The following is a 23,926-nucleotide window of genomic DNA, read 5'->3' as shown; positions in this document are numbered from 1 at the left end:
GAGAACAACATGGGTATTTATAATGCACTCTTCATCGGCGCCTCAGGCCTTTCATCATTCGGTGAGGCAGTTCGAATCGTTGGTGACAACATCGCCAACGTAAACTCACTCGGCTTTAAAAGTCAGAACGTAAACTTTTCGGATGTGCTCTCACAGACTGTGGGCGTGACCCGATCCAATATTGCCAACCAGGTAGGTAACGGTGTGCGTATCGGTTCAATCACACGCGACCAGCAGCAGGGATCCCTGCAGAATACCACCAGCCCGACCGATATGGCGATCAACGGTAACGGCCTCTTCGCACTGCGTGATCCGGCTACCGATTCTCTGGTCTACTCCCGTGCCGGTGCATTCATTCTGGATAAGGATTTCAACCTGATCAATGCACAGGGTAATGTGGTACAGGGCTTTGCCGTGGATGATGTGACCGGCCGTGCAATCGGTAATGTAACTGATATTACCTTTGCCAACCTTGCAGCACAGGCACAGGCAACTACCGGCGTCACAGCAGGTGTCACACTCGACTCCAATGCCACGGTGCTACCTACCGGTACAGTCTTTGATCCGGCTGACCCCGCCACCTTCCACTACAAAGCCGAAGTAAACGTCTTCGACTCTCTGGGTCAAACCCATCCGGTCAGCCTTCAGTTCACCAAGATGGGGCTCAATGCTGCCGGTAATATCGTCTGGGACTGGCACGCATCGGTTGATGGCGCTGAAATCGGTGGTACTCCCGGCCTGGCAACCGAAATCGGTGCACCAACGGCATCAGGCGTAACTGCAGGTGTCGTAGATACACCACTAAGCGGCACACAGACTCTGGAATTCGGACCTACCGGTGAACTGGTCAATGAGATCTCTCCAAATCTGGTCATCAGCTGGGCCAATGCGGCACCAAGCACCATCAGCTTCAACTATGGTAATGCAACCACCGCCGATGCTCAGGGCATCACCGGTACCGGTCTTGACGGCACCGTACAGATGGCCGGTGCATTCGCTACCCGTCAGATGACCCGTGACGGCTTCCCGGCAGGCTTCCTGGATAAACTGGAAACCGACTCAGCCGGCAAGATCTTCGGTGTGTTCACCAACGGTCAGCGTCGTGCACTCTATCAGGTTGCACTGGCCAAGTTCCCTAATGATGCGGTACTGAGCCATGTCGGTAGTAACCAGTTGAGTGAGACCATCGCATCGGGCTCACCAGTACTGAGTCTGCCCGGCTCCGGTGGTATGGGAACCATCTCGCCATACGCACTGGAGCAGTCCAACGTGGATCTGGCCAATGAGTTCGTAAAACTGATCGTGGTACAGCGTGGTTATGAGGCCAACTCAAAAACCATCCTCACCACTGACCAGATGCTCTCATCGCTGATGCAGGTTAAGCGTTAATCGCTAACTGGTAGATCCTAAAAAGGCAGGAGAGTTTCTCTCCTGCCTTTTTTATTACCCCTTGAAATACTGGTCAAACAGGTTGTTTCATGCTTGGCTCTCACTACTATTAAGGCATACAAGGAGCCCCTGCTGAAACCTGCCGCCATCAAGCTGCCACTGCTGATCTGGATCATGTTTGCGGTCACCCTGACCGTGGCGGGCAACACCGGCTTTTCCCCCGAATTTCTCAATAAAATAGCGCAACAGTTCGGCACTGCCGCCAAAACACGCATCATCAACTGGCAAAACCTGATTCAAGAGCATGCCGAACAGAGTGACCGGCAGACGCTGAACAAGGTCAACAGCTTTTTTAACCGTATCCGCTTTATCTCTGATGAGGAGCACTGGGGTGATCGTGATTTCTGGGCTACGCCGGTTGAGATGCTCTCAACCAATGGCGGCGACTGCGAAGATTTCTCCATCGCCAAATATTTCACCCTTCGTGAATTGGGCATCCCCGATGAAAAACTGCGCATCACCTATGTCACGGCGGTAGAACTGAATCAGGCGCACATGGTACTGGCCTACTACGAAACGCCTGAAAGCGAACCCCTGATCCTCGATAATCTGATCGATAAAATAAAACCGGCTTCACAGCGCCCCGACCTGATTCCCGTCTACAGCTTTAACGGTGACTACCTCTGGATGTCCAAAGAGCGCGGGCGCGGCATTCTCGGTGGTTCACAGCGCATCAATCTATGGCGTGACCTGAATATCCGTATCCGTCAGGAGCGGGAGTTCGGTCGCGACCCGACAACCAGTCCAACACAGCAGCAAAGGAGTGTCCCATGACACTATCACGCCAACTTATCACACTGATTCTCACTGTCTTCCTGCTTATCTTCTCGGGAACCTTCTGGATCAGCGTGGAGAACACCCGCGCCTACCTGATCGATCAACTTGCCACCCAGACCCAGAACAGCGCCAGCTCACTGGGCGTCTCACTGGTGCCGCATATGAAAAGCAAGGATATCGCAACCATGAACACCATGGTCAATGCCCTCTTTGACAGTGGTTACTACCAGTCGCTCACCATCACTTCGATCTCCGGTGAAGAGCTGATTCAGCGCCAGAACAACCGCATGATCGCCGGTGTCCCGGCGTGGTTTATCAACCGGCTACCACTGCAGGCAGCTTCAGCAGAGACCATGATCACCACAGGCTGGAGTCAGGCTGGGCGACTGCAACTGGTCGCACACCCCGGTTTTGCCTACCAGAAGCTGTGGCAGACCACGCTTGAGATTTTCTGGTGGTCGATAATCGCATTTATCGTCGCCCTGCTCGGTACCACTCTGATTCTGCGCACCATTCTCAAACCGCTGCATGATGTAGAGCAGCAGGCTGATGCCATATGCAATCGTGAGTTCCCTACCCTGGAGCGGGTTCCCGCCACACGTGAACTACGCCGTGTTGTCGAAGCGATGAACCGTTTATCGATCAAGGTGAAAAGTAGCATCGAGAACCTGACTGAGCGCGCCGAGATGATGCGCAGAGAGGCGCACTTTGATGATCTGACCGGCCTAATGAACCGCAGGGGATTTCTCGCAGCACTCGAACACAACATCAAAGAGAGGGAGCATGCCGGTTCAGGTGCCCTGCTTCTGATTCGCGTAAGCCACTTCTCCGACTATAACAAAACGCACGGTTTCCAGCGTGGCGATGAACTTCTCACTTCGCTTGCTGCTATGATTACCGACATGACTCAGCCATACCCGCTGGCTGTAGCAGCCCGCACCAAGGGCGCTGAATTCGGCATCATCCTGCCCCTGATCAGTGCGGATGATGGCAGCAAATTCGCTGAAGATTGCAGCCAGGCACTACAGGAGCTCTCGCTATCTTTAGCGGTAGATGGCATTGGGCACATTGGTTGTGTCCGTTTTCACGAAGAAGATCAGGCTGGTTCAGTGCTTGCCCAGGCCGATACAGCCCTAGCCTCTGCCCTGCATCAGGGGCCAAACAGCTGCTTTGTCAGCGGCCACGCTGTTGATGCAGAAAGCTCCATTGCATGGAGAGAGCTGATCAACCGGTCGATGCAGGAGAGCGCCATTCGCCTCCTCTTTCAACCGGTGATGAATGCGCAGAAGCAGCCGCTTTACCATGAAACCCTGATTCGTATTCAAGATGACAACGGCAACGCGATTGCTCCCGGCTCCTTTGCCGCCATGGCAGATCGACTTGAGCTGAATCGGGAGCTGGACTGTTATGTCATCAAACAGGTGATCACCACCATTGAGGCCGCTAGCCAACCGCTACCTCTGGCGATCAACCTCTCCACCCGCTCCATTCATCACGGTGGCTTTATCAACTGGCTTGAATCCCGGCTGCAGGAGCACCGCAAGGCTGCCGCATCGATACTTTTCGAAATCAGTGAACATGGCCTGCTTGAGCAGATCGACACCAGCATGCGTCTGATCGATCTGATCCACGCCGCTGGCGGCAAAGTGGTGATGGAGCATTTTGGCAGCAAACTCAGCTCATTCCGCACACTGCGTCAGCTTAAACTCGATTATATTAAGCTCGATGGCAGATATATTCGTAATATCTCAACCAACAGTGACAACCGCTTTTTCCTGCAGACGCTCACCGATATTGCTCACGGCCTGGATATGCAGGTCATCGCCGAACATGTGGAGTCCGAAGCTGATTACGAATGCCTGAAGTCACTCGGCATCAATGCCATGCAGGGTTATCTGCTCGGCGCTCCGGCAGCTCTGAAGTAGGCGATCATCATGCAACCTCGATCGCATGCACCTGTGCCACCAGCATGCGATTCACCGGTGTGGCGATGCCGTGCAATTCACCCTGACGCACAACAAGGCCATTGAGATACTCCACCTCAGTTGCATGGCCCGCCTCAATATCCTGCCACATACTGGTTTTAACAGGCCCCATACTTAGCGTCACATCGATATGGCCCTGTATATCATCCTCACCTAGCTTGATCCCTTCAGCCTGAGCCACCGCCACCGTCTCCCCCATGGCAGATCGCGCTATGGCCAGCATCTCCGGCTGCTCACAGATCTGACTGGCAAAACATCTGTGAATCGCAGTGATGGCATTAAAACCTGTATTCCAGAGCAGTTTGCGCCACAGCATCAGCGCAGGCTCAGCCTCCCGACGTGCAGGCACGCCTCCAGCTTTAAACTGCGCAATCAGTTCAGGCAGCAATCGATCCCCCGCCCCTGACTGCCACAGCCCCAGGCGGATGCTTCCGGCTGCTGAGTGGATCACATGGCCCGGCGCTTCAAGCCTTGCACCAATAAAGGCAGTGCCGGCAGCTATCGCATGATTCGGAAACTTCGTGGTGACCCAATCCACGGCCTCCACACCATTCTGCAGTGTGACTAGCAGCGTCTCAGCTCCGATTTTCCCGCTCAGGCTTTCAAACATCGGCATTAGCGCCGTCATTTTACAGCATAAGATCAACACATCCGCATCAGCAATGTCAGCGCAATGATCAATGGCCTCTACATGCAAGCGCACTGAGCTCCCTTCTGATTCATGCAGCAGACCGTGCTGCTGCAGGGCATTCAGATGAGTGCCACGGGCCAGAAAACGCACACTATTTCCAGCCTGCTGTAGCCGACTACCGTAGTGACAACCCACTGCCCCGGCTCCTGCAATAACAACTCTCAAACTCCCTCCATGACCCGGCTCTTCTTCGGCGCTATGATTGCGCTCCGCGATGAGATTACACCACAGGAGCCCACCATGCCAAAAGATGCGATGAAAAAAGAAGCACTGGAGTATCATCGCTCGCCCACTCCCGGAAAAATCTGTGTACAACCGACCAAGCCGTGCCTGACCCAGCGTGATCTGGCGCTGGCCTACAGCCCGGGCGTGGCAGAACCGTGTCTGGCTATTGCAGATAATCCTGAACTTGCTGATGAGTATACATCCCGTGCCAACCTCGTTGGTGTGATCAGTAACGGCACTGCAGTACTCGGACTGGGTAATATCGGCGCACTGGCCGGTAAGCCGGTGATGGAAGGCAAAGGCGTGCTGTTCAAACGTTTTGCTGATATCGATGTCTTCGATATCGAACTGGATGAGACCGATCCGATGAAATTCGTCGATACTGTTGCGCGCATGGAGCCGACATTTGGCGGCATCAACCTTGAAGATATTAAGGCTCCTGAGTGTTTTATCATTGAAGAAGAGCTGAAGAAACGCATGAACATTCCGGTTCTGCATGATGATCAGCACGGCACGGCGGTGATCACTGCCGCCGCCTTTATCAATGCCCTGATCCTGCAGAATAAAGCCATTGAAGAGGTGAAGATCGTCTGCCTCGGTGCCGGTGCTGCCGGTTTCGCCTGCATGAAGCTGATCGAGCAGCTGGGTGCCAAACGTGAAAACATCCTCTTCCTTGATCGCAAAGGCGTGATCTTCAAAGGCAGTGATGAGAATATGCCACCGCATAAAGCCTACTTTGCAACGGAGCGGGCTGAGCGCACACTGGAAGAGGCGATGAGTGGTGCCGATGTATTTGTCGGTCTTTCACAGGGTAATATGGTCACGCCGGAGATGCTGCTTTCGATGGCTGCCAAACCGATCGTATTTGCCATGGCCAATCCCGACCCGGAGATTGATTACGATCTGGCCATGCAGACCCGCCATGATCTGATCATGGCGACCGGCCGCTCCGATCACCCCAATCAGGTGAATAACGTACTGGGATTCCCGTTCCTCTTCCGTGGCGCACTCGATGCCAGAGCCACCGCTTTTAACGAGGAGATGAAGATGGCTGCTGTGCGGGCACTGGCTGAACTTGCCCGCCAGGATGTGCCTGCATCGGTACTCAAAGCCTATGGCGTCAAAGAGCTGCGTTTCGGCCCTGAATATATCCTGCCCAAACCGTTTGATCCCCGCCTGATCGAAGTCGTGCCTGTCGCAGTGGCCAAAGCTGCCACCGAAACCGGCGTAGCCCGCAAGCCGCTGACTGATCCCTCTGCCTATGCCCAGGAGCTGGCCGGTCGTATTGACTCGTCACGGCTGTTCATGCGCATGATCATGGATAAAGCCAAAGCCAATCCGCTTCGCCTTGTCCTGCCTGAAGGCGAGGATGAGACTGTAGTACGTGCTGCCATTGAGATGAAGGAGATCGGCATCGCCACGCCGATTCTGATCGGCCGCAAAACCCAGATGGATGCGCTCTGCCAGCATGCACAGCTCGATCTCGATGGTATTGAGGTGATCGATCCGCTTGTTGAGGATGCCCGCTTCTCCAACCTTGCCGATGCCTACTACTTTGACCGCAAACGCCACGGCATCCTGCACGATGATGCAGCGAAAACACTGCGCGGTGATATCAACATCCTCGGCTCCATGCTGGTACGTCAGGGTTTTGCCGATGGCATGCTCTCCGGCCGCACGGCCCACTACCCGGCAGTCCTGCGCCCGCTGCTGAAGGTGCTCGGGCACGACACCACCGGTCACCATCACCATGTCTACGGTATGTACATCATGATCATGGAGAACGGTGCCTACTTCATGGCCGACTGCACGGTGAATGTCGAGATGAATGCCGAACAGCTGGCCAGACTCGCTGAACTGGCCGCTGAAACCGCGGTTTCTCTGGGCTGTGAGGCGCGCGTCGGCATGCTCTCATTCTCCAACTTCGGCAGTGCCGATCATCCCGAAACCCTCAAGGTTGCAGAGGCCACGCGCATTCTGCATGAGCGCTGCCCTGATCTGGTTGTTGATGGTGAAATGCAGGCTGATACCGCTGTTAATGCAGCCATTATGCAGCACTACCCGTTCAGCAAACTTAAAGAGCCGGCCAATATTCTCGTCTTCCCAACCATGCAGGCGGGTAATATCTCCTATAAACTGCTGCGTGAACTCGGTGGTGGCACCGCTATCGGCCCGATTCTGCTGGGACTGCCTTATCAGGCGCATGTGCTGCAGACCGGTGCAAGCGTGGATGACATCGTACACATGGCCGCGATCGCCGCCGCCCGCGAAGCTGACGACTCTTAAGTTCAGTAGCCACACAAAAAAAGGCGACCCATCGCAAGATGTGGTCGCCTTTTTTATTCACTGCGAAAGCTTAACGAATGGCTGCTAACGGCCCAGAGTGTGTGAAAACGCAGCTCTGGGGTTAAGGTTTATCTCAACCGAGCAAGAGGCCCCAGATAGAGTCGTTTTTTTGTGTTTACTGATTCATATCAATCTGAAGAGGGATATGGGACTTTCCATGCTCGATTAAGGCGGATTCCAGCAGATATAGGAGCTGAGAAGAGGCTCAGGCGCGGATCGCCTGTACCAGTCCCCTGACGCCCATCATGTTGATGACCCGTTTCAAATTATATGCGAGCACATGCATGCTCATTTCCGTGCTGACCCGATCCATCGTTCTGGTCAGGAAGTGAGTTGCACCCATCCATGCCTTGATCGTTCCAAAGGGGTGTTCAACCGTTTGCCTGCGTATACGCATAGCATCGTCTTTCAGCTTAAGCCTGAGCTTCATCGCTTCCAACACCGTCTCATGCTCCCAGCGCCGGACTCTGCGTTCAGGGCTGGGAGAACATTGTTCTTTGATTGCGCAGCTCCGGCAGGCAGCGCGATTCCAGTATGAACGCAAAAACCTTCCGCTTTCTTTGGTTGTAAAATGCCAGTACAGACGTTCACCAGATGGGCATAGATATTCGTCAGTCTCAGGCAAATAACGGAAGTCCTGCCTGGTGAACGTTCCATTTTTTCGACCGCGCGATGTAATTGCTTCCGGTAGGTACGTTATGATGCCGGCATCGTCGCATGCTTTGATCTCCTCACTCTTGAAGTAGCCACGATCCGCAACGACCTCCAACTTCTCCAGCCCCATGCTCTGACGAGCTTTCTTTGCCATGCTGGATAGTTGCCCTCGATCGCTGCCATTGTTCGTGACCTCATGCTCCACAATCAGGTGGTTCTTAACATCAACTGCTGTCTGGACGTTGTAGCCAACAATGCCGTTGCCTCTGGTTTTCATGGAACGGGCATCGGGATCAGTTAGAGATATTTGTTTATCTGGCTGTTTCAGCATCTCGGCATTCAGTTTCTTCAGCCGTTTCATCTCGTCTTTCAGCTTGGCAATCTTATCTTTCAGTCTGCCTGTATCGGCTTGCCGTATCCGTTCTTCCTGTCGGTCTGCCGTATCAAGCTGCCGCATATATTCGTCGATGCTTTTATCAATATCATCCATCCGACGTTTCATTTTGGCTTGGGTAAAGTTCTTGTCCCTAGCATTCACTGCTTTGAATTTACTGCCATCAATGGCCACCATTGATTCAGTGAGAAGATTCAGCTTCCGGCATAACACCACAAACTCGCGACAGACGTTTTGTATCGCCTTGCCATTATCTTTGCGGAAGTCTGCTATCGTTTTGAAATCCGGCATTAGCCGACCGGTCAGCCACATCACCTCAACATTGCGCTGACTTTCGCGCTCAAGGCGACGGCTTGATTGGATTCGGTTCAGGTATCCGTAAACATAAAGTTTCAACAACATCGCAGGATGATATGCGGGGCGGCCTGTTGCCTGCGGATCCACACCACTGAAACCCAACTCACGCATGTCCAACTCGTCGACAAAAACATCAATCACGCGAACTGGATTGTCTTCAGCCACATAATCATCCAGCAACTCTGGAAACAGCGTGCTCTGGCTGCGACTTTCTCCAATAACAACTCGTTTCATGAAAATACCCCACAAGATGTTGTGAGATAATTATACCATTATTGATCAGCGTTTTCACACACTCTGGGCCGGAAGCAGACACTCATTTAGGTGAGTGTAGACCATTTTTGCTAATGTGCCCTTCTCATCTAACACACAAAAAAAGCGGCCCATCACAAGATGTGGCCGCTTTATTATAAATGTTTAGTTAGATATTCAGCCGCGAGGCAGGAATGAACGAGGGTTGATCAATTTGCCGTGACGACGCACTTCGTAATGCAGGTGCGGGCCGGTGGAGTGACCGGTGGAGCCGATACGTCCGAGCAGATGACTGTGCTCTACCACATCACCGATCTTGACCGCCAGACTGCCCATATGGCCGTAACGTGTTTTGTAGCCGTGACCATGTTCAATATCTACCACATATCCGAAATCGGGCATTTTACCGGCAAAGGTCACAACGCCACGGCTGGCTGCCAGAATCGGAGCGCCGTAACGGTTGGCGATATCCACGCCATAGTGCTGGGAAGGATTACCACTGAAAGGGTTGATACGAGGCCCGAAACGGGAGCTGATCCAGCCACCTTCGGTTGGCCATGCATGCGGGCGGGCACTCTGCGCGTCACGCTTCTTCTCAAGCATATAGTCAACAGCGGTAAGCTGGGCACCGAGCTGGCTCAGGCGACCATCAAGTTGCGCCATGGTTTCGTGCAGCCCGGCTTCAATATTAACTGATTCAGATTTCGGCTCGCGGGGGCCACCAAAAGCGGGCTCCAGTCCAAAATCAAATTCGGAACGATCCAGCGAGGCCACATCAACCAGTTTGCTGCCCAACTGATCAAGACGTGAGATACGCGCCTGCATCTGACCCAGTGTGCGTGCATAGACAGCCATCTTCTGCTGATCGGCATCCAGCTTCAACTGCAGCGAAGCCAGCTCCTGCGCTTTATTCAACTGCGCATAATCCAGGGCGACCTGTGTCTGTTTCAGGGCAAGTTTCAACTGCGATGTTTGCGAAACGCTATAAACGCCCCAGCCACCAAACAGCAGCGCCGCAGAGAACAAAGCTATTCCTGCCACAGCAACCTTGCGGCTGAAGACAACACCAAAGATCCGGCCTGTAGAAGATGCGGAGAAGACCAGCTGTTTTTTCAGTTTCTGCAAAAAGCCCCCATACTGTTACCAACTCATCTGTTAAGCCGTCCTTCAACGGCCAGTCAATTATAATGCTCATAATTGACTGTCTCAGTTAAGCTTTTATCCTTGGCCGATGAATCCTTCGATTTCACCCGGCAAAGAGATATTTATTCAACGCCACTGCATGCAACAACTACTTCATCAAGCCCTTGTTTCAGACCCGAAACCGTGTTGTGGCTTGCTTGCAGGCGGCGAGAATATGATAGAATCGGCCCTTCCTGTCACGAATTTTGTAACAAATGATGGCGACAAATTGACACATCTGACAGGCAGCCAAACGCAAACCAGAGGCATCTATCTCTCTTCCGGCCCCGATAGTGAGCCTGATCTGCAGTTGATTGCGGAGCTAAGCAGCCTGTGTCAATCACGTTTGGGAGCTGCACCCGATTATTACCTGCTTCTCGATCTTGGCCATCAGGGCCGCATGGATGCCCTGCTTTTCTCTGATCTGGCGCTCACTCAACCACAGCCGCTGAACATGCTGGAAGAGAGCGACCTGTACCCACAATCTTCAAACCGTTAAGCTTTCGCCCATGCGTATCTGTCATATTGGCCTGAATCATAAAACTGCCCCCGTCGCCTTGCGGGAGAGGCTGGCTGTTTCCGAAACCGATATTGCCGACATTCTTAAGCAGCGCATTGCTCATCCTGCTATTCGTGAGGCCGCACTGCTCTCCACCTGCAACCGTGTTGAGATGACTGTGGTGACCCATGATCCCGATGCCGCCATTGCTGCTGTCCATGAGTGGTTTGCTGAAAAAGCCAAGATGAGTCTGGAGCAGGTGTGTGAGCACCTCTACTCCTACACCACCGATGAGGCGATCCGGCATCTCTTCTGTGTCGCTTCAGGACTGGATTCACTGGTACTCGGTGAGCCGCAGATTCTCGGTCAGGTTAAAACCTCCTATGAGCATGCACTGACATCCAACACTGCAGGTCATGTCCTGCACAGACTGTATCAATCCACCTTTGCAGCGGCCAAACGGGCCCGCAGTGAGACCGAGATCGGCAAGCAGGCGGTGAATATCTCCTCCTGTGCCGTTGAGCTGGCGCGCCACATCTTTGGCGATCTGGCTGGCAAAACAGTGCTGTTGATGGGTGCCGGTGAGATGGCTGAGCTTGCTGCCCGCCACCTCAGAGGCAATGGCTGCTCAGATATTCTGGTTGCCAACCGCACACTTGAGCGTGCCCAGAATCTGGCCATGGAGTTTGAAGGCCATGCCCTCACACTCGATCAGCTTCCCGATTACCTCGATGCCGCTGATATTGTGCTCTCCAGTACCGGAGCCAGCACCTTTGTACTGCTGCCCGAGACCGTTCAGAAAGCGATGAAAAAACGTAAGGGACGCCCGATGTTCCTCGTCGATATTGCAGTACCGCGTGATATCGATCCGCGTATTGGTGATATTGATGGTGCCTACCTCTACGATATCGACGATCTGCAACAGGTTGTGCAGGGCAATGTCGAACATCGTCAGCATGAGGCGGAGCAGGCACGTGAAATCATTGAAGAGGAGGCACTCTCATTCCTCTCCTGGTTGAAATCCCTCGAATCGGTTCCACTGATCCGCTCCATCCAGCAGCAGATGGAGCTGCGCCGCCGCGAGGAGATGGAGAAAGCGCTGCGTTACATGAAAGATCTTGATGCATCGCAGATCGAAGCGGTGGAGCGTTTCAGTAAAGCGCTGATGAAACGTTACATGCATCCGACCCTGCAAACACTGAAGGTTCTGCCTGATGACATTGAAGGAGATCTGCTGATGGGTGCGGCAAAACGGCTGTTTGACCTTGAGTTAACGCCATCCACACTCACCCATGCCAAGGGGAAGAATGAACAATCGTCTGGATAATATCCTGCACCGCCGCGAAGAGATCGCTATCCTGCTCTCCGACCCTGACGTCACATCTGACAACAAACGATTCATCCAGCTCTCCCGTGAATACTCTGAAATCGAACCTGTTGCTGATGAAGCGGCCCGCTATCTGCAGCTTGCGCAACAGCTGGCCGATAACCGCGAGATGATTGCGGATGCCGAATGTGATCCCGAGCTTAAGGCGCTGGCAGAAGAGGAGATTCTTGAGCTAAAAAGTGCCATGAAAGAGAGCGATGAGAAGCTCTCTATTCTGCTGCTGCCCAAAGATCCGAATGATGCGCGCGATATTATTCTCGAGGTCAGGGCAGGCACCGGCGGTGATGAGGCAGCACTGTTTGCCGGCAGCCTGTTCCGCATGTACAGCCGCTATGCCGAAACGCAGGGTTTCAAGGTGGAGGTTCTCTCTGCCAGTGAGTCGGAGGTCGGTGGTTATAAAGAGATCGTCGCCCAGATCACCGGCGACGGTGTTTTCTCCCGTTTCAAATTCGAATCCGGTGTACATCGTGTACAACGCGTACCCGAGACTGAATCCGGCGGCCGCATCCACACCTCAGCCTGTACCGTTGCCATCCTGCCGGTTGCTGAAGAGGTGGAGATCAATATCCGCCCGGAAGATATCCGCATCGATGTCTATCGCGCCTCCGGCGCCGGTGGTCAGCATGTCAATAAAACCGAGTCGGCCGTGCGTATCACCCATGCGCCCACCGGCATCGTGGTCACCTGTCAGGATCAGTCCAGCCAGCACAAAAACAAAGCCCAGGCGATGAAGGTACTGCAGGCGCGCATCTATGATAAAGAGCAGTCTGAAGTCGATAACGAACGTGCCGAGGCTCGCAAGGGCATGGTTGGCTCAGGAGATCGCTCTGAGCGCATCCGCACCTACAACTTCCCGCAAGGACGCGTGACCGATCACCGCATCAATCTCACCCTCTATAAGCTTGATCAGATTCTCGGTGGTGATATGGGCGAACTCATCGATGCCATCCTCACCTACCATCAGGCGGAACTGCTCGCAGCCCAGGGCTCATAAACGGGTGAACATCCGCGAGATGATTCGGCAGGCGGCCAGTCAGCTTGCAGAGGCAGGGTGTGAATCGGCAAGGGTAGATGCCGAGATTCTGCTGATGCACGTATGGCAGATCAGCCGCACCGATCTGATCATCCGCGCCCTCGATGAGGTGCCGGAATCGATTGAAACCGCTTTTAAGATAGCGATCAAACGCCGCGAACAACGTGAGCCTGTGGCTTATATCATAGGAGAGAAGGAGTTCTGGTCGCGCCCGTTCCATGTTAGCCCGGATGTGCTTATCCCTCGTCCTGAAACCGAACACCTGATCGAAGCGCTATTGGAGCAGTTCCCGGACAGCGATGCGGCTTACCGCTTCTGTGATATCGGCACCGGCTCCGGCTGCATCGCCATCACACTGGCTTGTGAATACCCACAGGCACGCATTGTCGCCACCGATATATCCGAAGCTGCGCTTCGTATTGCCCGCTGCAATGCGGAGCGTCTGAATGTCTCAGACCGTATCACCTTCCGCCACGGTGACATGTTGCAGCCACTTCAGGAAGAGGACGGGCCTTTTGATGCCATCATCTCCAACCCTCCCTACGTAGCCAAGCATGAGATGGACGCTCTCGCTGCGGAGTTGGATCATGAACCTCGCGGCGCTTTGACCGATGAGTCAGATGGAATGCAGTTTCTTAGCATCATTATTGGAGAAGGGGCTCAGTGGCTCAAGCCTGAAGGGGTGATCATTGTAGAGACCGGCCTCTGCGGTCTGCCGCCGACACCGGCCGGACTGATGATGAAAAATGAGATCGTTGACCTTGCCGGCCATCTGCGCGGCGGACTCTACCGGACAGGATAACCTGTCACACCTCATCGCCCCGACACACAACTACACTGCTATCTTATAGTTTTGCGACCGCTCTCCAGCTTCTGACAGCTCCGCTTTTTCGGACGCCTCTTTTGGATGGCTGGCTTTTTTACTGCTCTCTGTTGAGCGCTCAAACAACGGCCTTGGAAATGGATAGACACTATTTTTATTCATCACTTCACACCTCGCATGCAATGGCACCATCCTGTGGCGACAACAATAAACAGGTGTGTGAACTATTTAACACAGATAGATCAAACTATTATCTTATTGATCAATAGTTGGCAGCGAACGTAGCAAGTCGCTCTGTCAGTGGCGGATCAGATTAAGCTGCACTGCCTCATAAACCGCTTCACCCCGGGACTGTACATCAAGTTTTTTATAGATCCTTTTACCGTAGGTCTTGGCTGTCGATGTGGAGAAAGAGAGCGCTTTGCCGATCTCGGTATAACTACACCCCTTATAGAGCAGTTGCAGCACATCTTGCTCCCGCTCTGTTAGCCCAAGCTTGCCAGCCAGCCTGCTGTCAAAAGGCTTGGCCTCCACGGAAGCAGTCAACACCTTCTCCACACAGGCCAGCAGCTCCTCGATATGCACGGGTTTCTGCAGATAGTCAGAGGCATTCGTTCGCAGTGCCTGCACAGCAGAGTCGGTACTTGGATAGGAGGTCATAATAACGACAGGGCACTCAGGAGAGACCGAACGGATATATTCGGCAATATCAAAGCCGGTATAGGCTGAGTCGACAAACACCAGATCCATCAATACCAGCGCATAACTGTCAGCATTCATGGCTTCTCTGGCAGCCTCGAAATCTGAAGCAACCACGGTCGGATAACCATGCGCATTCAGCGCATATTCAAGGAATATACGTGTCACCTCATCATCATCGACGATGAGAATCTTCTTGCCGACCCACTTCACTTTAAACCCTGCCATGCCGGAAATCCCCGTCTCATCTCCCAGTTACTGTAGCACAGAAGCAAGCATATACTATGAAAAAACCATCTGCACAAAAAAAAAGAGCTGCCCAATGGGGCAGCCCTTTCATGAATTCATGATTGTAGCCGGGTAATCAGCCGCAGCACTCCTCGCCACTATGCACATGACCATGCTCCAACTCCTGCTCACTGGCATCACGCACCTCTTCAATAGCCACATCAAAATGCAGGCGCTCGCCAGCCAGCGGATGATTGCCATCAACAGTCACTTTATCGCCATCTACCCCTGCGATACGCACCACCTGAACACCCTCGGAGGCCTGGGCCTGGAACTGCATGCCGACTTCGATCTTCTCTACGCCCTGAAACATCTCGGCAGGTACAACTTCAGTCAGCGCAGCATTGTATTCGCCGTACGCATCTGCCGGCTCAATGGTTACCTTTAGTGCATCACCGGCACCTTTTCCATCCAGCGCAGACTCCAGCCCGGGAATAATATTCTCTGCGCCATGCAGATAGACCATTGGTGAAGAGCCACTGGATGAGTCGATAGTCTCTCCGGCATCGTTGGTTAGCGTATAGTGAAATGAAACGACTTTGTTGTTGCTGATCTGCATGTAGCTCTCCTTGCTTGAAAAACCGGCTTAACCTGCCACCAGCCCCATTTTAGGGGTGCGACCCTACGCAAAGCACCATGACATACAAGGTCAGCTGTTGGACGGTTCAGTGTAAAGCAGTGGAAACTGCTCCCTATGCATGCCTAAGAGCTGCATCTCTTCGCGCAGATGTTTTCTGGTCAGAGGTATCTCCGTGAGAAACTGTTTTTTGCCATCCCGGTGCGCCAGTCGCCCGAAAATACCGATCGCCTTGATATGGCGCTGCAGTGCTGTGATGCGCAGTTTTCGGTGCCAGTCATCAAATCCGGAGAAGCTGGCGGCCAAATCCTGCGGCAAAGCTTCAAAAAAGTGACGGCTCCAGGCTCTGCGCTGCGCTTCGGGGTAGTCCTGATAACAGTCATAAAGCAGTGAGGCCAGATCGTAGGTTACAGGCCCCATCACGGCATCCTGATAATCGATCATACCCAGTGGCAGCTCACCGGCGGGAAGCATCAGGTTGCGGCTATGGTAGTCCAGATGCACCGGCACCAGCGGCAGTTTGGCAATGCTCTCCACGCTATCGCTCAGAGCGTGATGAAACTGCTCTCGCTGGTCAGCAGTCGGCTCGAGGCCGGCTACCTTTGGCAGGTACCAGTCGAGATAGAGATCACACTCGCGTCGCATTCTCGCCACATCAAAAAGCGGCAGCGCCATTTCCGGATCAGAGGCCTGCAGCAGATGCAACTGACGCAAACCATCGACAAATAGTGGATCCATATCTGCCGCTGCCTCACAGCAACCGGCCCAGGTCAGATCACCAAAATCCTCCATGAGCAGAAAACCCTGCTCAAGATCCTCGGCAAACATCTCTGAGACACGGATACCGGCACGCACAAACCAGCTGCGCACAGCCAGAAACAGGGAGACATCTTCATGGGGAGGCGGCGCATCCATCAATACATAGTGACGCTGACTATCCTCAACCCGAAAGTAGCGGCGAAACGATGCATCTCCGGCCAGGGGTGCGACCTGATAAGCACCATCAAGCGTATCATCCAGCCAGTGCTTGCGCTGCAGATCCCGCTCAGCCTTCACGAACAAGCAGACCTCTGATCTTCATCTTCTCCTGAATATGGCGCACCGCATCACTGGCCAGATCTTTGTTCGCGTACGGGCCGGCATAGACCCTGAACCACTGACCACGATCGGGCAGATTGACGCTATGTATAAAAGCGGTGAAACCGGCCTTCATCAGCTTCAACTGCAATGAGGCTGCCTCATCGCGCGTTTTGAACGAACCCAGCTGAACACGGTAAGTGACATGATCAGCGGTGCTGGCATCAATCACCGGGGCAGCCGGAGCTCGGCCTGGCGCCGCAACCTCAACTGTTTGTCCCATTGGCCTTGCCGCAGCCGGATTTGAATCAGGCACAGAAGAGGGGGTCACCGACTGTTTGGGCAGCTCCTGATAAAATTTCAGATCCCCCACTTTGGTATGTGCACCGGCACCGGCCTTAGCTTTCCACTGCGCAACCTGATCCTGCAGGGTTTCGATTTTGGCCTGTAACACATCGGCTTCTGAACCCTTCTTCTCAAGCTGGCTGCGCACCGCCTCAAGATCGGAGCGTGAGATGCCATCGGTTGCCGGCTGATTCTGATTGCCACCCAGCCAGAAACCCGCCGCAAAGCAGAGTCCGGCTATAACAACGATGCCCAGAACAGAGAGTATTGAACCGCCCTCTCTCTTCTTCACCGAGCGTGCAGGTGCCGCCACCTTGGCAAAATCACGCGCCATCAATGACCCCTGTGCGAAATGATCAACAGCCTCACATGCGCTCCGGAGCAGAGACACCAAGCACTGCCAGGGCGTTGCGAATCACCTGCGCAACCGCTTTGGCCAGCAGCAGGCGAGCCGCCGTCAGGGTAGCATCATCGGTCACCACACGATGCTTGTGATAGAAGCTATGGAAATCGGCAGCCAGTCGCATGGTGAAGGTTGCAATGCGGTAGGCCTCCAGCTTATCTGCCGCGCTTTTCAGCGCTTCAGGGTAAGCCAGCAGATGGGAGATCAGGCGCTGCTCTTCATGTGAGGTAAGCACGGAAACATCCACATCCTGCAGATCACCGAACACGACGCCCTCCTCCTCTGCCTTACGCAGAATGGCGCAGACACGGGCATAGGCGTACTGAACATAATAGACCGGGTTCTCATCGTTCTTCTTCTTGGCCACCTCAAGATCGAAATCGAGCTGACTCTCTACCCTGCGGGTCATAAAGTTGAAACGAACAGCATCCGCCCCCACCTCATCCACCACTTCACGCAGCGTAACAAAGGTACCTGCACGTTTGGACATGCGCACCGGCTTGCCATCACGGGTGAGATTGACCATCTGCACCAGCAGCACATCCGGCTGGGCCTCAAGCCCTGTCAGCGCTTTCATCGCCGCCTGCACACGGGTGACATAACCACCATGATCAGCGCCCCAGACATCAATCATACGTCCAAATCCACGCTGGAATTTATCGACATGGTAGGCGATATCGGCAGCAAAATAGGTAGGTGTACCATCCTGTTTGGCCAGTGGTCGATCCACGTCATCACCAAAATCGGTTGTTCTGAACAGCAGCTGCTCTACCGGCTGATAATCAGTCACCTCTTTACCTTTTGGCGGCGGCAGCGTGCCGGGATAGACAATCCCATCGGCTTTGAGTTTCTCGATCAACTCCAGCACACGGCCGGAGTCATGCAGCCCGCTCTCTGAAAAGTAGAGATCAAAAGCGATATTCAGTGCGCCAAGATCTTCACGGATCATCGCCATATTGGCGGCCACAGATTCGCGACCCAGCAGTGCTGTCCGCGCCTCATCATCCATAGCGATCAGGGCGTGGAAATCGATATGCTCGAGAATCTCTTTAGCAATTTCGATGACGTAATCACCGGGATAGGCCGATTCAGGCAACTCAATGGTTTCACCCTGCAACTCACGCATGCGCAGCCATACCGATTCAGCCAGCACTCCGATCTGGGCGCCGGCATCATTGATATAATATTCGCGGTGCACATTGCGCCCGCACATTGCCAGCAGACGACCCAACACATCACCCACCACCGCACCACGGGCATGGCCGACATGCATCGGGCCAGTTGGATTGGCAGAGACAAATTCTAGATTCACCTTCTCCGCCTTCTCATCAAGCGGCACACGACCGTAATCATCGCCAGCGATCAGGATGGTCTTCAGCACACCTGCTTCACTGGCCTGTTTCAGACGGATATTGATAAAACCGGGGCCTGCGATTTCGGCTGACTCAACCGCATCCGGCCAGATGACCAGTTCAAGAATCGATGCTGCGATCTGTTGCGGGCTTCGCTTAAGCAGGCGCGCCAGCGGCATCGCCGCATTGGTCGCATAATCACCATGTTCCCTGCTCTTGGTGCGTGTCAGTTGCACCTCTGGCGACTCTGCACCCTCTATATCCTTGAGCAACAGATCCAACGCCTGCTGCAGTGCCTGTTCTAAAGCCTGTTTCACTATGCCTCCGGTTGCCATCCTCATCCTGCACGCGAGCTTCATCGTTCAGCACACCGTGCAGACCATGGAAGTGCGTTGTGAAAACTTCATGGATGAGGTTTTCACTCTCTAATAAATTATCGGCGCATCTTAACCGCCCAGCCGATCTTTTTCACGGGATTAGGAGAGCCCTTCTCTTTTAGTGTTGGCAAGCGGGACAGTAAAATGAGCTTCGACCTGCCTGCACCATGCGTTTAATCTGTTTTTCACAGAGAAAACAGGCCTCCCCCTCCCGACCATACACCTGAAAACTGTGTGCAAAATAACCCGGTTTGCCATCGGCTTTGACAAAATCGCTGATCGTGCTGCCACCTGCTGCAATCGCCTCTGCCAACACCTGCTTGATCGAATCCGTTAACAACGCCAATCTTATTTTGGATACCCTGCCTGCAGCTCTGGCCGGATGAATACCCGCCCGAAACAGTGATTCAGCCGCATATATATTACCGACACCAACCACATTGGCAGCATCCATAATGACTGTTTTAATCGGCGCTTTGCGCGCCTGACAAACGCCAGCCAAATGACTGCTATCAAACGCTTCACTCAACGGCTCCGGCCCCAGCTTGGCAAACCACGGATGTGAAAGCAGTTGCTCCGCACGGATCAGGCCCGCATAGCCAAAACGTCTGGCATCACGATAGCGCAGACTCTGTCCATCAGCGAGATCAATGCGCACATGCTCATGGGCCCCCTTCTCGCTGGCTTCTGACAACATGTGAAACTGACCGGTCATACCCAGATGCCAGACCAGAATCTGATCACTATCCAGCTGCAACAGCAGATACTTTGATCTTCTCGCAACAGCGACAATTTGCTGCCCGACCAATCCGGAGAGATCAGGCAACGGATAGCGAAGCTGCTGCCGAAAACAGCTTACAGCACTGATCGTTCGATTCATCAACAGTGGTTCAAGTCCGGCTCGGACTGTTTCTACTTCTGGAAGCTCTGGCATCTGCGAATACTACTCAATAAAAAGGGGCGGCAATAGCCACCCCTTTTTCAAAACAGCAAAAGCCAATTATTTTTTACAGTAAACCTTGGCATGTCTTGGTGTATAGATTCCAAAGCTAATAACACCGATGACACCATCAATAAGCTCATGTTTAGATGCGACTTTAACAACCTTATCTGCACCGCCACAAATCGCCGCGGCATCCATCTCCTGCTCTTGCCCAAGACCCGAGATAAAAAAGCTCTGCATCTGATCTTTAGTTGGTTCAGATGCACTGCCACCATTGATATGATAGGTCTGTGTTGCACAAGCGGACAATCCCAGCATCGCAAGTAAAACAATCGTTTTTTTCATTTCCTCTCCCAATTACTTTAGATATCAAGCATAGCAATCATGCCGATTTCATCTTAGTAAAGCAGAAGATACCCAATCCGCAAGGTGGTTTTAAACCTAGGAACTCAGACGTCTGACCAGGCCTTTGCTCGATACAATGCGATCAATAAACAGGACTCCATCCAGATGATCAACCTCATGCTGAATGACGCGCGCTTCAAAGCCGGTCGCTTCTAGGGTTTGGCGATTGCCGTGCAGATCATCGTAGCTGAGCGTGATATTTTTTGCTCGTGGCACCATACCAACCCAGTCGGGAACAGAGAGACAACCCTCGCGCCCCAGAGATTCACCCTCTCGGGATTCAATCTTCGGATTGGCCAGATAGAGCAGACCATGGTTTTTGCATGGGCGCAAACTTTGGCTGCAATCGACAACGACAAGTCTGAGGTTTTCACCCACCTGCGGAGCAGCAATACCGACACCACCGGGACCGGCGCGCATTGTCGCCTCCAGCTGTTCAAAGAACTGCATCAACTTATCATCAAACGATTCCACCGCTTCAGCCTTGCGGCGAAGACGCGTATCCGGATTTTTCAGGATTGCAAAAGTCACGACAAATAGAGAAGAACCTAACTGTGATCAGTTAGAGAACGGCATCATCCAGCGCATGCACTTCAATATCGACATCACGTTTGGCCGCCACATCTTTCATGGCTGCCAGCATCGCTTCACTCTGTGATGCGGCTCTCACCTCAAGCACCATCATATAGACATCGCCATCGGCTGACTCACGCGACTGGGTCGACACATCCACAATAGAGACATCAGATTTTGCCAGCGCATCGGTGACTGCATAGACAATACCCACCGCATCAGCACCATGCACGGTAATCACATGATCCGGTTCCATCGCCTGCCTGGAGGCCTCTTCATCGCTGATCACCTGTGACTGCACTGTCAGACGCGTGCGCTGCTCAAGCTCGGCAAGGGCGGCCTTTAACTCACCCAGGCTTCTATCCTCCGGCAGCTGCACAATCATCATCATGGTAAAACGGCCGCGCAGCGCAGTCATCGAGGAGTCCTCAATATTGGCGTTCAGATGCAGCATCGATTCGGCCACATCCCGAACAATGCCCGCACGATCGTGGCCGGAAATTGATAAAAGTACATTTGACATAGATGCCCCCTCATTTGCTGGCACTCAGGCTATGAGGCCAGCCGGATTAATTCAATTTGAATTGTTAAGTGCAGATTGCCAATTCAGACAGAGAATGAAACGCCGCAGCCGCAGGCACCTTTCTGATTCGGGTTCTGATAGATAAAGGCCGATGAGAGAAGGTCCTTCTGAAAATCGAGTTTAAGTCCCTTCAATGCTGTGCTGTAGGAGTCAGCATCCACATAGAGGGTAAAACCCTCACAGGCTTTTTCGAGGTCGCCGCTTTCAGGGCTATTAACGGTCTCCATCACATACTCAAGACCAGAACAGCCTGCCGCTTTTACCGCCAACCTCAAACCATGTTTGCCCTCTGCGCTGAGAATCTCTCTAATCCGGGCCACTGCCGATTCAGTCAGTTCAATATCCATGTTTTCCATCACACCACTCATACTGCCATGCCTGCCATTTTTTTAAGTCGCTGATCGGCTGCCACCAGCGCTTCAACCAAAGCGATAGCGTCATCGCTGCCATTTCCAGGGCCAAAACTGACACGCAGAGAGCTTCTCGCCTTCAGCTCAGATGCTCCCATCGCCAGCAGTACATGCGAAGGTTCCCGCTTGCCTGAAGAGCAGGCCGAACCGGAAGCCACCGCAAAACCGGCCAGATCCAGTTGCATCAACAGCGTTTCGCCATCAAGGCCGGGCAGAATCACCAGAGAGGTGTTGGCTGTGCGCAGCGCAGCAGCTGCAACCACTTCGGCCTTTGGCAGGCGTCTCTGCAACTCACGCTCAAAGAGATCACGCACCGCTGCACAGACACTGAAATCCACTCTGCCCAGCGCAGCCGAGAAACCGGCAATGGCCGGCACATTCTCAGTACCTGAACGACGACCACGCTCCTGACCACCACCGGGAGTCAACTCTGTAAGCTTTACACCTCTGCGTACCAGCAGTGCGCCAATACCTTTGGGGCCACCGATCTTGTGCGCGGATATACTCATAAAGTCGATACCAAGATCATTAAAGCGTAACGCTTGTTTACCCAGCATCTGCACCGCATCCACCAGCATCGGAATACGATTTTCTCTGCACATCGCAGCTACCGCTTCAACCGGCTGTATTGCTCCACTCTCGTTATTGGCATACATCATACAGACCAGACGGGTCTCATCCCTGATCACAGCTTTCAGACTCTCAACGCTGACCACGCCCGTTGCATCAGGACGCACCTTCACCAGCTCCCATTCAGGGTTGGCTGCAACAAATCTCTCCAGCGGCTTGAGTACTGCCGGGTGCTCAATAGCTGTTGTGACAATCTGCCCCGGCTTACTGGCGGCGAGGACACTATGGATCGCGATGTTATTCGCCTCTGTGCCTCCTGATGTATAGACAACACTACCAGCCTCTGTGCCGACAAATGCAGCCAGCCTGTCTCTGGCGTCATCGACAATACGGCGCGCAGCCCTGCCTGCCCAGTGCAGGCTGGAGGGGTTACCCGGTGCTGCCATGGCCGCTTCGGTCATGGCCTCAAGGCTCTCTTTTAGCTGTGGGTATGTGGCGTTACAGTCAAGATATCGATGCAATATTCACCTTCGCTTCGTGTACTTCAGGCTTGAGAATATAGTTTTGAACGTCACCCAGTTCCACATTATTAAGGAAGACATCCTCATTGCAGACCTGATCAAGACTTACCGCATCTAGGAAACGGTAGATATGCTGCCCGAGTGACTCCCACAGCTGATGGGTGTCACAGCGGTTACCGCGATGGCAGCCGCGCACACCATTTTCGCACATCGTGGTGCGAACCGGCTCATTTACAGCACGAATAATATCGGCAACGGAAATATTTACAGGCTCTTTAGCCAACAGATAACCGCCACCGGGACCACGCACGGAACGAACCAGGCCCGATTCACGCAGACGACGAAACAGCTGTTCCAGATATGAGAGTGAAATAAACTGGCGTTCGGAGATGGCAGCCAGCGTCACCGGCCCCTGTGTCTGCTGCTTATTCAGATCCACCATCGCAGAGACAGCATAACGTCCTTTACTTGTTAATCGCATATCAACCTCCTGATACAATAACCTTGTGAAAAGGTCGGATATTATAAAGCCGACCTTTTTAGTCAAGTATTAAGGTTGAATTAAGATTGTTAAATACTGCATAGCCTGCAACCCGGATGCGACATGAACCCGATTAACTCCTAGGGATGCTCTGAATAACCCCTGATTATTTTTCCTCGCCCCTGTTTCGAGCGCGAATTTTGGCAAACTTGCTTATTTATCCCCCGATCATCGCCTGATTGGCTTTGATCGGGTGGTTTATCCGTTT

At 53.3% G+C, this 23,926-nt stretch carries 24 protein-coding genes; 8 read left to right on the top strand and 16 right to left on the bottom strand.

Features of this window, described 5'->3' with window-relative positions; all coding sequences use genetic code 11:
• Nucleotides 1-9 precede the first annotated feature (9 nt).
• The 3 genes from F3F93_RS11250 to F3F93_RS11240 all read left to right on the top strand — a co-directional run bounded on the left by F3F93_RS11250 (nt 10) and on the right by F3F93_RS11240 (nt 4,151).
• Complete coding sequence (locus F3F93_RS11250) at nt 10-1,389, top strand: flagellar hook protein FlgE (protein ID WP_176959285.1); 1,380 nt, start codon at nt 10-12, stop codon at nt 1,387-1,389.
• Between the two features lie 93 nt (nt 1,390-1,482).
• Complete coding sequence (locus F3F93_RS11245) at nt 1,483-2,223, top strand: transglutaminase-like cysteine peptidase (protein WP_241697120.1); 741 nt, start codon at nt 1,483-1,485, stop codon at nt 2,221-2,223.
• The gene (locus F3F93_RS11240; protein WP_176959284.1) at nt 2,220-4,151 is read left to right on the top strand and encodes an EAL domain-containing protein; all 1,932 of its coding nucleotides are present in this window, start codon (nt 2,220-2,222) and stop codon (nt 4,149-4,151) included. The genes F3F93_RS11245 and F3F93_RS11240 overlap by 4 nt, the downstream gene beginning before the upstream one ends.
• 7 nt (nt 4,152-4,158) lie before the next feature.
• Here F3F93_RS11240 and F3F93_RS11235 read toward each other — a convergent pair whose 3' ends face one another.
• Nucleotides 4,159-5,067, bottom strand: coding sequence for a 2-dehydropantoate 2-reductase (locus tag F3F93_RS11235; RefSeq protein ID WP_176959283.1), 909 nt, complete (start codon nt 5,065-5,067; stop codon nt 4,159-4,161).
• 75 nt (nt 5,068-5,142) lie between these two features.
• Here F3F93_RS11235 and F3F93_RS11230 point away from each other — a divergent pair, with 75 nt between their 5' ends.
• A complete protein-coding gene (locus F3F93_RS11230) occupies nt 5,143-7,413 on the top strand; it encodes an NADP-dependent malic enzyme (RefSeq protein ID WP_176959328.1) in 2,271 nt (756 codons plus the stop codon).
• Nucleotides 7,414-7,678: 265 nt separating this feature from the next.
• On the opposite strand, the gene F3F93_RS11225 is transcribed toward F3F93_RS11230, so the two are convergent.
• Both F3F93_RS11225 and F3F93_RS11220 read right to left on the bottom strand, forming a co-directional pair.
• Nucleotides 7,679-9,112 carry an IS1182 family transposase gene (locus tag F3F93_RS11225; RefSeq protein WP_176959282.1) on the bottom strand — a complete coding sequence of 478 codons (1,434 nt, stop codon included), beginning with the start codon at nt 9,110-9,112 and terminating at the stop codon, nt 7,679-7,681.
• A gap of 195 nt (nt 9,113-9,307) precedes the next feature.
• Nucleotides 9,308-10,255 (bottom strand): M23 family metallopeptidase, encoded by a 948-nt coding sequence (locus tag F3F93_RS11220; RefSeq protein WP_241697118.1) that lies wholly within the window; start codon nt 10,253-10,255, stop codon nt 9,308-9,310.
• A 157-nt stretch (nt 10,256-10,412) separates the two neighbouring features.
• Between F3F93_RS11220 and F3F93_RS11215 the strand changes: the two genes are divergently transcribed.
• The 4 genes from F3F93_RS11215 to prmC are packed head-to-tail and all read left to right on the top strand — an operon-like array spanning nt 10,413 to nt 14,033.
• Nucleotides 10,413-10,811 carry a hypothetical protein gene (locus F3F93_RS11215; protein WP_176959281.1) on the top strand — a complete coding sequence of 133 codons (399 nt, stop codon included), beginning with the start codon at nt 10,413-10,415 and terminating at the stop codon, nt 10,809-10,811.
• A gap of 10 nt (nt 10,812-10,821) precedes the next feature.
• Nucleotides 10,822-12,138: a glutamyl-tRNA reductase gene (gene hemA / locus F3F93_RS11210; protein ID WP_176959280.1), complete on the top strand. Its 1,317-nt coding sequence runs from the start codon at nt 10,822-10,824 to the stop codon at nt 12,136-12,138.
• The gene (gene prfA, locus F3F93_RS11205) at nt 12,119-13,192 is read left to right on the top strand and encodes a peptide chain release factor 1 (RefSeq protein WP_176959279.1); all 1,074 of its coding nucleotides are present in this window, start codon (nt 12,119-12,121) and stop codon (nt 13,190-13,192) included. Before hemA ends, prfA begins: the two co-directional genes overlap by 20 nt.
• A 19-nt stretch (nt 13,193-13,211) precedes the next feature.
• A complete protein-coding gene (gene prmC / locus F3F93_RS11200) occupies nt 13,212-14,033 on the top strand; it encodes a peptide chain release factor N(5)-glutamine methyltransferase (RefSeq protein ID WP_241697117.1) in 822 nt (273 codons plus the stop codon).
• 30 nt (nt 14,034-14,063) lie between these two features.
• On the opposite strand, the gene F3F93_RS11195 is transcribed toward prmC, so the two are convergent.
• The 13 genes from F3F93_RS11195 to F3F93_RS11135 all read right to left on the bottom strand — a co-directional run bounded on the left by F3F93_RS11195 (nt 14,064) and on the right by F3F93_RS11135 (nt 23,658).
• Nucleotides 14,064-14,216 (bottom strand): hypothetical protein, encoded by a 153-nt coding sequence (locus F3F93_RS11195; protein ID WP_176959277.1) that lies wholly within the window; start codon nt 14,214-14,216, stop codon nt 14,064-14,066.
• A 135-nt stretch (nt 14,217-14,351) separates the two neighbouring features.
• The gene (locus tag F3F93_RS11190) at nt 14,352-14,981 is read right to left on the bottom strand and encodes a response regulator transcription factor (protein ID WP_176959276.1); all 630 of its coding nucleotides are present in this window, start codon (nt 14,979-14,981) and stop codon (nt 14,352-14,354) included.
• A 136-nt stretch (nt 14,982-15,117) separates the two neighbouring features.
• Nucleotides 15,118-15,600 (bottom strand): peptidylprolyl isomerase, encoded by a 483-nt coding sequence (locus F3F93_RS11185; protein ID WP_176959275.1) that lies wholly within the window; start codon nt 15,598-15,600, stop codon nt 15,118-15,120.
• A gap of 90 nt (nt 15,601-15,690) precedes the next feature.
• Nucleotides 15,691-16,674, bottom strand: a complete 984-nt coding sequence (locus tag F3F93_RS11180) for a phosphotransferase (protein ID WP_176959326.1) — start codon at nt 16,672-16,674, stop codon at nt 15,691-15,693.
• Entirely contained in the window at nt 16,664-17,374 is a 711-nt protein-coding gene (locus F3F93_RS11175) for an SPOR domain-containing protein (RefSeq protein WP_176959274.1), read from the bottom strand. The genes F3F93_RS11180 and F3F93_RS11175 overlap by 11 nt, the downstream gene beginning before the upstream one ends.
• A gap of 31 nt (nt 17,375-17,405) precedes the next feature.
• A complete protein-coding gene (argS, locus tag F3F93_RS11170; protein WP_176959273.1) occupies nt 17,406-19,112 on the bottom strand; it encodes an arginine--tRNA ligase in 1,707 nt (568 codons plus the stop codon).
• Nucleotides 19,113-19,290: 178 nt separating this feature from the next.
• The gene (gene mutM, locus F3F93_RS11165; RefSeq protein WP_176959272.1) at nt 19,291-20,106 is read right to left on the bottom strand and encodes a bifunctional DNA-formamidopyrimidine glycosylase/DNA-(apurinic or apyrimidinic site) lyase; all 816 of its coding nucleotides are present in this window, start codon (nt 20,104-20,106) and stop codon (nt 19,291-19,293) included.
• Nucleotides 20,107-20,172: 66 nt separating this feature from the next.
• Nucleotides 20,173-20,460, bottom strand: a complete 288-nt coding sequence (locus tag F3F93_RS11160) for a Bor family protein (RefSeq protein ID WP_176959271.1) — start codon at nt 20,458-20,460, stop codon at nt 20,173-20,175.
• A gap of 96 nt (nt 20,461-20,556) precedes the next feature.
• A complete protein-coding gene (def, locus tag F3F93_RS11155; protein ID WP_176959270.1) occupies nt 20,557-21,051 on the bottom strand; it encodes a peptide deformylase in 495 nt (164 codons plus the stop codon).
• A gap of 31 nt (nt 21,052-21,082) precedes the next feature.
• Nucleotides 21,083-21,616, bottom strand: a complete 534-nt coding sequence (locus F3F93_RS11150; RefSeq protein WP_176959269.1) for an ACT domain-containing protein — start codon at nt 21,614-21,616, stop codon at nt 21,083-21,085.
• An 83-nt stretch (nt 21,617-21,699) separates the two neighbouring features.
• Nucleotides 21,700-22,044, bottom strand: a complete 345-nt coding sequence (locus F3F93_RS11145) for an iron-sulfur cluster assembly accessory protein (RefSeq protein WP_241697115.1) — start codon at nt 22,042-22,044, stop codon at nt 21,700-21,702.
• On the bottom strand, nt 22,041-23,117 hold the full coding sequence (locus F3F93_RS11140; RefSeq protein ID WP_241697114.1) for a cysteine desulfurase family protein: 1,077 nt from the start codon (nt 23,115-23,117) through the stop codon (nt 22,041-22,043). The genes F3F93_RS11145 and F3F93_RS11140 overlap by 4 nt, the downstream gene beginning before the upstream one ends.
• Before the next feature lie 43 nt (nt 23,118-23,160).
• Complete coding sequence (locus tag F3F93_RS11135; protein WP_176959267.1) at nt 23,161-23,658, bottom strand: Rrf2 family transcriptional regulator; 498 nt, start codon at nt 23,656-23,658, stop codon at nt 23,161-23,163.
• Nucleotides 23,659-23,926: the final 268 nt, after the last annotated feature.

The organism is Mariprofundus sp. KV (assembly GCF_013387475.1).
Taxonomy (GTDB): domain Bacteria; phylum Pseudomonadota; class Zetaproteobacteria; order Mariprofundales; family Mariprofundaceae; genus Mariprofundus.
This window is presented reverse-complemented; position numbering and strand designations above follow the sequence as displayed.

Excerpts from the sequence above, each read along its gene's own strand:
- F3F93_RS11250 (WP_176959285.1), top strand. The coding sequence starts at position 10 with ATGGGTATTTATAATGCACTCTTCATCGGCGCCTCAGGCCTTTCATCA.
- F3F93_RS11240 (WP_176959284.1), top strand. The coding sequence starts at position 2,220 with ATGACACTATCACGCCAACTTATCACACTGATTCTCACTGTCTTCCTG.
- F3F93_RS11230 (WP_176959328.1), top strand. The coding sequence starts at position 5,143 with ATGCCAAAAGATGCGATGAAAAAAGAAGCACTGGAGTATCATCGCTCG.
- F3F93_RS11225 (WP_176959282.1), bottom strand. The coding sequence starts at position 9,112 with ATGAAACGAGTTGTTATTGGAGAAAGTCGCAGCCAGAGCACGCTGTTT.
- F3F93_RS11215 (WP_176959281.1), top strand. The coding sequence starts at position 10,413 with ATGCAACAACTACTTCATCAAGCCCTTGTTTCAGACCCGAAACCGTGT.
- hemA (WP_176959280.1), top strand. The coding sequence starts at position 10,822 with ATGCGTATCTGTCATATTGGCCTGAATCATAAAACTGCCCCCGTCGCC.
- prfA (WP_176959279.1), top strand. The coding sequence starts at position 12,119 with ATGAACAATCGTCTGGATAATATCCTGCACCGCCGCGAAGAGATCGCT.
- prmC (WP_241697117.1), top strand. The coding sequence starts at position 13,212 with ATGATTCGGCAGGCGGCCAGTCAGCTTGCAGAGGCAGGGTGTGAATCG.
- F3F93_RS11195 (WP_176959277.1), bottom strand. The coding sequence starts at position 14,216 with ATGAATAAAAATAGTGTCTATCCATTTCCAAGGCCGTTGTTTGAGCGC.
- F3F93_RS11190 (WP_176959276.1), bottom strand. The coding sequence starts at position 14,981 with ATGGCAGGGTTTAAAGTGAAGTGGGTCGGCAAGAAGATTCTCATCGTC.
- F3F93_RS11185 (WP_176959275.1), bottom strand. The coding sequence starts at position 15,600 with ATGCAGATCAGCAACAACAAAGTCGTTTCATTTCACTATACGCTAACC.
- F3F93_RS11175 (WP_176959274.1), bottom strand. The coding sequence starts at position 17,374 with ATGGCGCGTGATTTTGCCAAGGTGGCGGCACCTGCACGCTCGGTGAAG.
- mutM (WP_176959272.1), bottom strand. The coding sequence starts at position 20,106 with ATGCCAGAGCTTCCAGAAGTAGAAACAGTCCGAGCCGGACTTGAACCA.
- F3F93_RS11160 (WP_176959271.1), bottom strand. The coding sequence starts at position 20,460 with ATGAAAAAAACGATTGTTTTACTTGCGATGCTGGGATTGTCCGCTTGT.
- F3F93_RS11150 (WP_176959269.1), bottom strand. The coding sequence starts at position 21,616 with ATGTCAAATGTACTTTTATCAATTTCCGGCCACGATCGTGCGGGCATT.
- F3F93_RS11145 (WP_241697115.1), bottom strand. The coding sequence starts at position 22,044 with ATGAGTGGTGTGATGGAAAACATGGATATTGAACTGACTGAATCGGCA.
- F3F93_RS11140 (WP_241697114.1), bottom strand. The coding sequence starts at position 23,117 with ATGACCGAAGCGGCCATGGCAGCACCGGGTAACCCCTCCAGCCTGCAC.
- F3F93_RS11135 (WP_176959267.1), bottom strand. The coding sequence starts at position 23,658 with ATGCGATTAACAAGTAAAGGACGTTATGCTGTCTCTGCGATGGTGGAT.